Source organism: Achromobacter sp. (genome assembly GCF_049647645.1).
Lineage (GTDB): Bacteria > Pseudomonadota > Gammaproteobacteria > Burkholderiales > Burkholderiaceae_B > Achromobacter.
In genome coordinates, this window is record NZ_JBARYB010000026.1 from 39305 (window position 1) to 49941 (window position 10637).

General features: G+C 67.2%; 13 protein-coding genes. All 13 read right to left on the bottom strand.

Annotated features, from left to right (window positions below; all coding sequences use genetic code 11):
• Positions 1-20 precede the first annotated feature (20 nt).
• Entirely contained in the window at positions 21-701 is a 681-nt protein-coding gene (hisG, locus tag WBB14_RS02960; protein ID WP_207469212.1) for an ATP phosphoribosyltransferase, read from the bottom strand.
• Positions 698-1966, bottom strand: coding sequence for a UDP-N-acetylglucosamine 1-carboxyvinyltransferase (gene murA, locus WBB14_RS02965; protein WP_424238496.1), 1269 nt, complete (start codon positions 1964-1966; stop codon positions 698-700). Before murA ends, hisG begins: the two co-directional genes overlap by 4 nt.
• On the bottom strand, positions 1966-2211 hold the full coding sequence (locus WBB14_RS02970; RefSeq protein ID WP_424238497.1) for a BolA family protein: 246 nt from the start codon (positions 2209-2211) through the stop codon (positions 1966-1968). Before WBB14_RS02970 ends, murA begins: the two co-directional genes overlap by 1 nt.
• Before the next feature lie 5 nt (positions 2212-2216).
• Positions 2217-3029, bottom strand: a complete 813-nt coding sequence (locus WBB14_RS02975) for an ABC transporter permease (RefSeq protein ID WP_013390954.1) — start codon at positions 3027-3029, stop codon at positions 2217-2219.
• Positions 3026-3838 (bottom strand): ABC transporter ATP-binding protein, encoded by an 813-nt coding sequence (locus WBB14_RS02980; RefSeq protein WP_424238498.1) that lies wholly within the window; start codon positions 3836-3838, stop codon positions 3026-3028. The genes WBB14_RS02975 and WBB14_RS02980 overlap by 4 nt, the downstream gene beginning before the upstream one ends.
• 169 nt (positions 3839-4007) lie before the next feature.
• Positions 4008-4637 (bottom strand): MlaC/ttg2D family ABC transporter substrate-binding protein, encoded by a 630-nt coding sequence (locus tag WBB14_RS02985; protein WP_424238499.1) that lies wholly within the window; start codon positions 4635-4637, stop codon positions 4008-4010.
• A gap of 39 nt (positions 4638-4676) precedes the next feature.
• A complete protein-coding gene (locus WBB14_RS02990; RefSeq protein ID WP_424238500.1) occupies positions 4677-5495 on the bottom strand; it encodes an MlaA family lipoprotein in 819 nt (272 codons plus the stop codon).
• A gap of 81 nt (positions 5496-5576) precedes the next feature.
• Positions 5577-6074 carry an outer membrane lipid asymmetry maintenance protein MlaD gene (mlaD, locus tag WBB14_RS02995; RefSeq protein WP_013390958.1) on the bottom strand — a complete coding sequence of 166 codons (498 nt, stop codon included), beginning with the start codon at positions 6072-6074 and terminating at the stop codon, positions 5577-5579.
• A gap of 12 nt (positions 6075-6086) precedes the next feature.
• Positions 6087-6875 carry a lipid asymmetry maintenance ABC transporter permease subunit MlaE gene (mlaE, locus tag WBB14_RS03000; RefSeq protein ID WP_258129569.1) on the bottom strand — a complete coding sequence of 263 codons (789 nt, stop codon included), beginning with the start codon at positions 6873-6875 and terminating at the stop codon, positions 6087-6089.
• Positions 6872-7708 (bottom strand): ABC transporter ATP-binding protein, encoded by an 837-nt coding sequence (locus WBB14_RS03005; RefSeq protein ID WP_424238501.1) that lies wholly within the window; start codon positions 7706-7708, stop codon positions 6872-6874. Before WBB14_RS03005 ends, mlaE begins: the two co-directional genes overlap by 4 nt.
• A 243-nt stretch (positions 7709-7951) precedes the next feature.
• Entirely contained in the window at positions 7952-9013 is a 1062-nt protein-coding gene (locus WBB14_RS03010) for an NAD(P)H-dependent flavin oxidoreductase (protein WP_424238502.1), read from the bottom strand.
• Between the two features lie 18 nt (positions 9014-9031).
• On the bottom strand, positions 9032-10009 hold the full coding sequence (locus WBB14_RS03015) for a Bug family tripartite tricarboxylate transporter substrate binding protein (protein WP_424238503.1): 978 nt from the start codon (positions 10007-10009) through the stop codon (positions 9032-9034).
• An 11-nt stretch (positions 10010-10020) separates the two neighbouring features.
• Positions 10021-10637 (bottom strand): YbfB/YjiJ family MFS transporter (locus WBB14_RS03020; protein ID WP_424238504.1); only part of this gene is annotated, 617 nt, incomplete at its 5' end.

Here is a 10637-nt window from a genome sequence, read left to right on the forward strand (position 1 = left end):
GGCGTCGCGGCGGGCGAGGATCAGGCGTTGCGGGAGGCGGCTCTCTCGAAGGCGTCCAGCAGCGGTTGCAGGCGGGCGCCGCGGGTCTTCAGCGCGGCCTGGTTGACGATCAGGCGCGAGGAAATCGGCATGATGTCTTCCACCGCGACCAGGTCGTTGGCGCGCAAGGTGCCGCCGGTGGACACCAGGTCCACGATGCAGTCGGCCAGGCCCACCAGCGGCGCCAGTTCCATCGAACCATACAGCTTGATGATGTCCACGTACACACCCTTGGCGGCGAAGTGTTCACGGGCTGACTGCACGTACTTGGTGGCCACGCGCAGGCGCGCGCCCTGGTGGACGGCGCCTTCGTAGTCGAAGCCCTTGCGCACGGCCACGGCCAGGCGGCACTTGGCGATGTTCAGGTCGATGGGTTGATACAGGCCGCCGGGCTGTTCCTTGGCGTGCTCGATGAGCACGTCCTTGCCCGCGATGCCCAGGTCGGCCGCGCCGTACTGCACATAGGTGGGCACGTCCGAGGCGCGCACGATGATCAGGCGCAGGCCGGGATCGCTGGTGGGCAGGATCAGCTTGCGCGAGCTTTCGGGGTTCTCGGGGACTTCGATGCCGGCCTCGGCCAGCAGCGGCATGGTCTCTTCGAAGATGCGCCCCTTGGACAGGGCCAGGGTCAGGGGGGTGACGGTGGTGGGGGCATCGTTCATGCCTGTTCCTTGCCGGTAACGCGTTGGATGTTCGCGCCCAAGGCGCGCAGTTTGACTTCCATCTGGTCGTAGCCGCGATCCAGGTGGTAGATGCGGTCGACCAGGGTCTCGCCGTCGGCAGCGAGGCCGGCGATGACCAGGCTGGCCGAGGCGCGCAGGTCGGTGGCCATGACGGTGGCGCCCGACAGCTTCGGCACGCCGCGCACGATGGCGGTGTGGCCGTCGATGTCGACGTCCGCGCCCATGCGGCGCAGTTCCTGCACGTGCATGTAGCGGTTTTCGAAGATGGTCTCGACGATGACCGAGGTGCCTTCGGCCACGGTGTTCAGCGCCATGACCTGGGCCTGCATGTCGGTGGCGAATCCGGGGTACTCCAGCGTGCGGAAGCCCACGGCGCGGGGGCGCGAGGACATGGCGCAGCGGATCCAGTCGGGGCCGGTCTCGATGGTGAGGCCGGCCTCGGCCAGTTTGCCCAGCGTGGCGCCGAGGATGTCCGCGTCCGTGTTGCGCAGGACGATGTCGCCGCCTGCCGCGCCGACCGCGCACAGGAACGTGCCGGCTTCGATGCGGTCGGAAATGACGCGGTGTTCGGCGCCGTGCAGGCGGTCCACGCCGTCGATCACGATGCGGCTGGTGCCGTGGCCCTGGATGCGGGCGCCCATCTTGATGAGCAGTTCGGCCAGGTCCACCACTTCGGGTTCGCAGGCGGCGTTTTCCAGCACGGTCCGGCCTTCGGCCAGCACTGCTGCCATCAGCAGGTTCTCGGTGCCGGTGACGGTGACCATGTCGGTGCGCACGGAAGCGCCTTTCAGGCGCGTGGCGCGCGCCACCACGAAGCCGTGTTCGATGCTGATTTCGGCGCCCAGCGCGGCCAGGCCCTTGATGTGCTGGTCCACCGGACGCTGGCCGATAGTGCAGCCGCCGGGCAGGCTGACGCGGGCTTCGCCGAAGCGCGCCAGCAGCGGACCCAGCACCAGGATGGAGGCCCGCATGGTCTTGACCAGGTCGTAGGGCGCTTCCAGCTTGTCGATCTGGTTGGCCTGCAGCGTGACCGTGCCGTCCGCGGCGCGCTCGGCGCGCATGCCCATGCGGCCCAGCAGGCGCAGCATGGTGGCGGTGTCGTTCAGGTGCGGCACGTTGCTGAGGGTCAGCGCGTCGGCCGTCAGCAGGCCGGCGCACAGAATGGGCAGAGCCGAGTTCTTGGCGCCGGAAATGGAGATTTCGCCGTGCAGGCGCGAACCTCCGGTGATGCGTAGCTTGTCCATTACTTGCCTGCTTGCTGGTATTCGGCGGGCGTCAGGGTGCGCATGGACAGCGCATGGATCTCGGCCTTCATGCGGTCGCCGAGCGCGGCATAGACCAGCTGATGGCGCTGGATCGGGCGCTTGCCTTCGAAGGCGGCGCTGACGATGACGGCGTCGAAATGCGAGCCGTCGCCTTGCACGTCGAGATGTTCACAGGGCAGGCCGTCCGCGATGTATTGGCGGACTTGCGCGGGAGTGGGAAGCATGGACGTCAGTTCCTGAGTTTGTAGCCGCTGGCCAGTAGCCGCAGCGCATAGAGCGATAGCGCAAGGAACACCCCCGTCACCACCGCCAGGCTGCGCCAGGGGGAGACGTCCGACACCGAGAAGAATCCATAGCGGAAGCCGTCGATGGTGTAGAAGATGGGGTTCCAGTGGGACACGCTCTGCCAGAAGGCGGGGAGCGTATGGATGGAATAGAACACGCCGGACAGGAAGGTGGCCGGCATGATCAGGAAATTCTGGAAGGCGGCGAGCTGGTCGAACTTTTCCGACCACAGGCCTGCGATCAGGCCCAGCACGCCCATGATGCCGCAGGCCAGCACCGCGAAGACAGCCAGCCACAGCGGGTGGGCGGGAATCAGCGACACGAAGAACAGGGCCACCACCCACACGCACAGCCCGACCGCGAGGCCGCGCACGATCGCCGCCAGCACATAGGCGGCGAAGATGTCGCGGTGCGACAGCGGCGGCAGCAGCATGAAGACCAGGTTGCCGGTGATGCGGCTCTGGATGAGCGAGGACGAGGGATTGGCGAAGGCGTTCTGCAGCATGCTCATCATCATGAGCCCGGGGATCAGGAACGCGGTGTAGGGCACGCTGCCGTACACCATGACGCGCCCTTCCAGCACATGGGCGAAGACCAGCAGGTACAGCAGCGCGGTGATGACGGGGGCGGCGATGGTCTGGAAGCTGACTTTCCAGAAGCGCAGCAATTCCTTGCGCAGCAAGGTCGGGAAGCCGGATCCCGCATCCAGGCGGGGCTGCACCAGCGGCTGGCTGGCGGTCGCGGCGGGCTGGGTCATGACGAGATCTCTTCGGGTTGCAGGGCGGGCGCGGGTTGCTCGTCGCCTGCGTGCATGATGCGCACGAAAGCGTCTTCCAGGTCGACCCCGCCCACGCGGGCCATCAGGGCCTGGGTGGTGTCCAGCGCCACGATGCGGCCGCGCTTGAGCATGGCGATGCGGCCGCACAGGGCTTCCGCTTCTTCCAGGTAATGGGTGGTCAGCATGATGGTGTGGCCGGCCTTGTTCAGGCGCGAGATGAACTCCCACAGCGTGCGCCGCAGGTCCACGTCCACGCCGGCGGTGGGTTCGTCCAGCACGATCACCGGCGGGCGGTGCACCAGCGCCTGGGCCACCAGCACGCGGCGCTTCATGCCGCCGGACAGCGCCCGCATATTGGAGTTGGCCTTGTCGGCCAGTCCCAGGTTGAACAGGATTTCGTCGATCCAGTCGTCGTTTTTGCGCAGGCCGAAATAGCCGGACTGGATGCGCAGGGTTTCGCGCACCGTGAAGAACGGGTCATAGACCAGCTCTTGCGGCACCACGCCCAAAGCCCGCCGCGCCGACTTGTAGTCGGCCACGACGTCGTATCCACAGACCGTGGCGCGGCCCGAACTGGCGTGCGCCAGGCCGGCCAGGATCGAGATCAGCGTGGTCTTGCCGGCGCCGTTGGGGCCGAGCAGGCCGAAGAACTCGCCGTGCTCGATGTTCAGGCTGACATTGTCCAGCGCCTGGAAGCCGGGGGCGGGTGCGCGCCCGAGCAGCTTCTGCCAGCCGCGCTGGCGCGGGGAGTAGACCTTGGAGACGTTTTCTAGACTGACGGCGGACATGACGGGGGGAGCTGGCCCGGAAAGAGCGAATTGATCATTATATAAGCGCGCCGCTGCTGGCCGGGCCGGTAGCCCTGGTGTCTCGCCGGGTATCCAGCTGGTCTGTCCCTAAAACAATCGGCCCGGCGGACCACAAGGGCGCGCCGGGCCGCGATAGCCGCAAGGCCGGTCATTGATTGCGCTGGTTCAGCGCCTGGATCAGCCCGTCGATGCCGTCGCGATTGATCTGCTGCGCGAACTGGTTGCGGTAGTTCTCGATCAGCCAGATGCCTTCGACGTTCATGTCGTAGATCTTCCAGCCCTGGGGCGTCTTTTCCAGGCGGTAGTCGACGCCGGTGGGCTGGCCGTTGGCCTGGCTGATCAGCGTGCGCACGACGACGTCGTCGGCCTTGGGATCGCCGCGGAACGGCAGCGCGGTGACGTTGGTGCTGGACGTGACGCGGGTCAGCGCGCCGCTGTAGGTGCGCACCAGGGTGCCGCGGAAGGCTTCGGCCAGCGCTTTTTTCTGCGCATCGGTCGCCTGGCGCCAGTAGCGGCCGGCGGCCAGCCGGGTCGTCTTCTGGAAGTTGACGTAGGGCAGGATGTGCTCGTTGACGACCTGGTTGATGCGGGCGGTGTTGCCGGCCTTGACGGTGCCGTCGGCCTTCAGCACGTCCAGGGCCTCATTGGCCGTGGCCAGCACGAATTGGTCCGGAGAGCCGTTGGGGTCGGGTTTGGCCTGCGCGCCAGCGGTCAGGCCCAGGCCCAGGAGGCCCGCGAAAACCAGACGCTGCAGCAGGGAAACAAAAGAAACTCGCATCAAAACTCCTTACTTGCACTAATGGCGTAACGCCGCGGCTTACTTGGCCGCCGGTTGCGCCGCGGGTTGCGCAGCGGGCTGTGCCGCCGGCTGCGCGGCGGGGGCGGCATCGCCCTCGTCGTCTTCGTAGTTGGGCAGCGCGGATTCGTCGTCCACCTTCTGGCCCAGCACCATGGCGGCGCGGCGCTGCAGATAGGCGTCGCGGATGAAGCTGTAGGGGTCGAGCGCGACGCGGTCGATCGTGTCGGTGGCGCTCAGCAGGCTGGCGCGCGTATCGACCACGCGCAGGCCCCACAGCGAGTTGCGCAGGCGAACGTTGTCGATGGAGTCCACGCCCATGTAGCCGTAGGTCGTGCCGGCGAAGTCGCCGATCAGGCCCGTGCCGTCGCGCACGGTGGACGAACCGAAGAACGGCAGCACCAGGTACGGACCCTGGCTGAAGCCCCACACGCCCAGCGTCGTGCCGAAATCGTTCGGGATGCGGCGCGCGCCATTGGCCGAGGCCACGTCGAAGCAGCCGCCCACGCCCATGGTGGTGTTGAACAGGAAGCGGCCCAGCGTGTTGACGAAGTCGTGGCCGCGGCCTTGCAGGAAGCTGTTGGTACCCGACCAGAGGTCGCCGACGTTGCTGAAGATGTTGTGGACGCAGCTGCGCACCGGCTGCGGCATGACGTAGGTGTAGGCCTGCGCCACCGGCTTGAAGACGGCGCGGTCGACGGTGTCGTTGAACTTGTAGACGCCCCGGTTGAAGCCTTCCCAGGGATCGCGCGGATCCGGGTTCTGCGGCGCGGCGCAGCCTGCCATGAGCGCGCCCGCGGCGGCGACGGTGGCAATCCTGCCAATAGTTTTCTTGTTCATGATCAGGACATCCCTATCAACGATTCTTATGATATTGCGTACTTGGGACGCGCTGCTGTTACCGCGTCTGTCGCATTGTCTTTAATTTGGCGTTTTCGCGGCGGGTTCCGGCGCGTTCGAGCCTTGCTTCTCCGCCGACCCATACAGGAACTGGCTGATCAGTTGTTCAAGCACCACGGCGCTTTGCGTGTAGCGGATCTTGCCGCCGTCGGCAAAGTTTTCCTCTTCGCTGCCCGCGCTCAGGCCCAGGTATTGTTCACCCAGCAGGCCCGACGTCAGGATGGACGCCGAAGTGTCCTTGGGGAACTGGTAAGCCGTTTCCAGGTTGACCGAGACGACCGCCTGGAAGGTCTTGTCATCGAACGAGATGCCGGCAACCCGGCCCACGACGACCCCGGCGCTCTTGACGGGCGCGCGCACCTTGAGGCCGCCTACGTTATCGAAGTTGGCCGTCAGCGTATAGGTCGGGGCGAAAGAAAAGGTGCTCAAGTTGCCGGCGCGCAACGCCAGGAACGCCAGCGCGACCGCGCCCAGCAATACAAACAGGCCTACCCAGAAGTCGGTTTTTTCGCGAGACATGATCGATCCGTATCAATTTCCAAACATCAAGGCGGTGAGCAGGAAGTCCAGCCCAAGTACCGCCAGGGAGCCCACCACCACGGTGCGCGTGGTCGCGCGGGCAACGCCTTCAGGGGTGGGCTTGGCCTGCCAGCCCTCGTAGAGCGCGACCAGCGTCACCGTGACGCCGAAGACCAGGCTCTTGATGACGCCGTTGGCCACGTCTTTCCAGACGTCGACGCCGTTCTGCATTTGCGACCAGAAGGCGCCGGCGTCCACGCCGATCATGAGCACGCCCACGACCCAGCCGCCCAGGATGCCCACCATGGAGAACACTGCCGCCAGAATGGGCATGGCGATGATCCCGCCCCACAGGCGCGGCACCAGCACGCGGCGTATCGGGTCCACGGCCATGACTTCCATGGCCGCCAGTTGTTCGCCGGCCTTCATCAGGCCGATTTCCGCGGTGAGCGAGGTGCCCGCGCGGCCCGCGAACAGCAGCGCCGTGACCACGGGCCCCAGTTCGCGCACCAGCGACAGGGCCACCAGCAGGCCCAGCGCTTCTTCCGAGCCGTAGCGGTTCAGCGTGTAGTAGCCCTGCAGCCCCAGCACGAAGCCCACGAACATGCCGGACACGGCGATGATCAGCAGCGAGTAGTTGCCGATGAAATGGACCTGCTGCGACACCAGGCGCGGGCGCGTCAGCGCAATGCCGCTGCGCGCCAGCATGGCGCCGAAGAACCGGGTGAAGTAGCCGATGCCGGAAACGCGGTTGCGCACCCAGCCGCCCAGCGCGCCGATGGCGTTGTTGGATCCGCTCATGCGCGGCGCCCCTCCTGTTGCGAAAGCCACTTCTTGAAAGCGGGCGTCTCGGGGTATTGGAACGCGACGGGGCCGTCGGGCTCCCCTTTGAGGAACTGCTGTACGTAGGGGTCCTGCGACGCCGACAGCGTTTCGGGGGTGCCGGCGGCGGCAAGCTTGCCCTGCCCGACCAGGTACACCTGGTCCGCGATGGAAAACGATTCCTGCACGTCGTGCGTGATCAGCACCGAGGCGCAGCCGAGGCGGTCGGCCAGGCTGCGGATCAGGCGGGCGGTAATGCCCAGCGAGATCGGGTCCAGTCCGGCAAACGGCTCGTCATACAGAATGAGTTCGGGCTCCAGCACCACGGCGCGGGCCAGCGCGACGCGCCGGGCCATGCCGCCGGAGATTTCCGCCACCTTCAGGTGCGCGGCCGCGCGCAGGCCGACGGCGTCGAGCTTGTCCAGCACGCGCTCGGTGACTTCCGGCTCCGCCAGCTTGGTGTGCTCGCGCAGCGGAAAGGCCACGTTCTCGAACACATTCAGATCGGTGAAAAGCGCGCCCTGCTGAAACAGCACGCCCATGCGCGTGCGCAGCGATTCCAGTTCGGCGCGGTTGACGTTGGCCATGTCCTGGCCGAAAGCCAGCACCCGGCCCTGCTGCGCGGTGAGCTGGCCGGTGGCCGCCCGCAACAGCGTGGTCTTGCCCGACCCCGAGCCGCCCATGATGGCGACCACCTGGCCGGCGCGCACGTCCATGGAGATATCGCGCAAGACGGTGAAATCACCATAGCCTAGCGCCACACCTTCCAGGCGCAGGGCGAATTCCGTGGTCTTGCTTGTTTGAGCGGGCATGGGCAACGAAAGGGTGTTTCGGCGGCGGAGCTTGCCCTGCTGTCCGATAGGCGCGTCCGGCAATATTTGGGGTCGGCGCGGCTAAGACAGGCGGCGTCGGGAAGCGCCCTGTTACTCATATGCCGGGGGCGAGATGGTGCCTGGGCTCCCGGCGGCGAGGCGCCATTGTAGCCCGACGCTTTGTAATCACAACGTAGGAGCCCGCGCGTGGAACAGTGTTTTCGGTTCAGGGAACAATACCGGTCAGCGCCGCGCCTGCGCCGCCGCGGTCTCCCGGGCCAGCCGCGCGACCAGGTCGGCGGTGGTCTCGTGCCGAGCGAGGGGCGCGCCCTGGCCGGCCCACAGGGACAGCACGTCAATGTTGCCGGCCTTGCCGCCTGCCGTGCGCATGGGACGCGTCAGTGCGTTTTGCAGGGGATACGGCAGGATGTCGGCGGCGATGGCGTCGGCCTCGCGCATGAAGGCGTTCTCGATGCCGCGGGCGGGCCGCCCGGAAAATGCCCGGGTCACCCGGGACTGTTCCGCCCGGGAGGCGGGCAGGAGCGCCTTGTAGGCCTGGCTGATGCCGGACTCCTCGGTGGTCAGGAAGGCCGTCCCCATTTGGGCCAGATCGGCGCCCAGGGCCAGCGCGGCGGCGATGCCGCGCCCGTCCATGATGCCGCCGGACGCAATAACAGGGACGGATACGGCATCGGCTGCCTGGGGCACCAGCGCCATGGTGCCGATCAGCGATTCCTCGAAACCGCCCAGGAAGGTGCCGCGATGGCCGCCCGCCTCGGCGCCCTGCGCCACGATCGCGTCCACTCCATCCTGTTCGAGCGCGACCGCTTCGCGTACGGTGGTCGCGGTGCCCACGGTCAGGATGCCCAGCTCGCGACAGCGCGCGATGGCGCCAGCCGGCATGCGGCCGAAGGTGAAGCTGAAGACGGCCGGGCGCACGCGCAAGATGGCCTCGATCTGCTCCGGCAGCGGGTCCGCCTGCGGTCCGGGCGCGGCGGGAGCCGCCAGGCCCAGTTGCTGGTGGTAGCGCGCCATCAGGGCCAGCATGCGGTTGGCGTCGCCGCGCATGGGTTCTTCCGGCACGGATGCGAACAGATTGATGGCGAACGGCAGCGGCGTGCGCGCGCGGATGTCGCGCGCCGCCGCCTCGATCTGCTCAGGGCTCATGTAGGCCGCCCCGAGCGAACCCAGGACTCCCGCCTTCGATGCTTCGGAAACCAGCTCCACCGTCGTGGCGCCGCCGGCCATGGGGGCCTGGACGATGGGATGGTGGAGCTTGAGCAGATCAATCAGACGGGCAGCCATGGAAGGTCTCCTGGAGGGTTACTGAAGCTGGATGTTCCCAGCCTTGATGACATGCGCCCACTTCTCGGTTTCGCTCTTGATGAAGGCGCCGAATTCCTCGGGCGTGCCGCCGCCGGCCTGGCTGCCGGTGTCGGCGATGGCCTTCTGCACATCCGGTTCCTTCAGGATGCGGTTGAACTCGGCGTTGAGCTTGGCGATGATGGGCGCGGGCGTGCCGGCCGGGGCGACGATGCCCTGCCAGTTGTACGACTCGAAGCCGGGCAGGCCCGATTCGGCCATGGTGGGCACGTCGGGCAGCACGGCCAGACGCTTGGCGGACGTGACGGCGATGGGGTGGATCTTGGCGCCCTGGATCGCGGGCAGCGCGGAATAACCCATTTCGAACATCATCGAGATATGGCCGCCCATGAGGTCGGTCGCGGCCAGGCTGCCGCCCTTGTAGGGCACGTGGACGATGTCGATCTTGGCCTGTTCGCGGAACATTTCGCCGGACAGGTGGTGCGCGCCGCCTACGCCGGACGAGCCGAAGGACAGCTTGCCGGGCTGTTTCTTGGCCAGCGCGATCAGGTCCGCCAGCGTCTTTACGGGCAATTCGTTGTTCACGCTCAGCACCAGCGGGCTGTTCTCGATCAGGATGATCGGGGCCAGGTCTTTCTGCGGGTTGTACGGCATGTCCTTCATCAGCGTCGGGTTGACCGCCATGGGCGCCAGGTTGCCCGTGCCGATGGTGTAGCCGTCCGGCGCCGCGCGCGCGATCAGGTTGGTGCCGACCACGCCGCCCGCGCCCGCCTTGTTTTCGACCACGATGGGCTGGCCCAGCGAGTCGCCCAGCTTGCGCGCCAAGAGGCGCACCCGGGTGTCGGCGAAGCCGCCCGGCGCGTAGGGCACGATCATGGTGATGGGCTTGGCCGGCCAGTCGGCGGTTTGGGCCTGGGCGGCGCCGCTGAAGGCGGCAATGGCCGCCAGGGCGGCAATCAGGGGGCGCAACGGTTTCATGCAGATGACTCCTAGTTCTGGTTATGGTGCGGACGGCCCCGCTGGCCGCTCGCGATCGCATTATGCCCAGCGACCTTGTCATCTGTCGTGATCTTTCCCAAGCGCCATGCGGATAGGGCCAGCAGCGCCGCGCTGGCCGCCAACACTTGCGGCAGTCCCGCGCCCCAATGCGTCGCCCAGGACGCCAGCAGCGGTCCCAGGATCTGGCCCGCAGCGAACGCCGCGGTCATGAGCGCCGCCGCGCGCGGCGCCGAGGCGCCGGCGGAACGCCTGGCGGCCAGCATGCCCGCCTGCGTGATCACCATGAAGGTCCCGCCCACCAGCAGCGCGGCCATGATCACGGCGGCAATGTGATGCCACAACGCCACGGCCAGCATGCCCAGCGCCATCAAGCCCTGGGCGGCGCGCCAGATCCGCACGCTGTCGCCGCCCCGAGCCAGCCGCGGAACCAGCAGGCAGGACACCGTTGCCGCCAGGCCGAACAGGGGCCAGGCCCAGCCAAATATGGCCGGGTCTGGAATGATTTCCTTGGCCATCGCCGGCAGGAAGGTGGCGGGAATGATGTAGCCCACGCCGAAGACGCCATAGTGGAACGCCAGCCGCGGGATGGCGCGCGGCAGCCGGGCGG

Coding starts and splice junctions, on each gene's coding strand:
- hisG (WP_207469212.1), bottom strand. CDS start 701: ATGAACGATGCCCCCACCACCGTCACCCCCCTGACCCTGGCCCTGTCC.
- murA (WP_424238496.1), bottom strand. CDS start 1,966: ATGGACAAGCTACGCATCACCGGAGGTTCGCGCCTGCACGGCGAAATC.
- WBB14_RS02970 (WP_424238497.1), bottom strand. CDS start 2,211: ATGCTTCCCACTCCCGCGCAAGTCCGCCAATACATCGCGGACGGCCTG.
- WBB14_RS02975 (WP_013390954.1), bottom strand. CDS start 3,029: ATGACCCAGCCCGCCGCGACCGCCAGCCAGCCGCTGGTGCAGCCCCGC.
- WBB14_RS02980 (WP_424238498.1), bottom strand. CDS start 3,838: ATGTCCGCCGTCAGTCTAGAAAACGTCTCCAAGGTCTACTCCCCGCGC.
- WBB14_RS02985 (WP_424238499.1), bottom strand. CDS start 4,637: ATGCGAGTTTCTTTTGTTTCCCTGCTGCAGCGTCTGGTTTTCGCGGGC.
- WBB14_RS02990 (WP_424238500.1), bottom strand. CDS start 5,495: ATGAACAAGAAAACTATTGGCAGGATTGCCACCGTCGCCGCCGCGGGC.
- mlaD (WP_013390958.1), bottom strand. CDS start 6,074: ATGTCTCGCGAAAAAACCGACTTCTGGGTAGGCCTGTTTGTATTGCTG.
- mlaE (WP_258129569.1), bottom strand. CDS start 6,875: ATGAGCGGATCCAACAACGCCATCGGCGCGCTGGGCGGCTGGGTGCGC.
- WBB14_RS03005 (WP_424238501.1), bottom strand. CDS start 7,708: ATGCCCGCTCAAACAAGCAAGACCACGGAATTCGCCCTGCGCCTGGAA.
- WBB14_RS03010 (WP_424238502.1), bottom strand. CDS start 9,013: ATGGCTGCCCGTCTGATTGATCTGCTCAAGCTCCACCATCCCATCGTC.
- WBB14_RS03015 (WP_424238503.1), bottom strand. CDS start 10,009: ATGAAACCGTTGCGCCCCCTGATTGCCGCCCTGGCGGCCATTGCCGCC.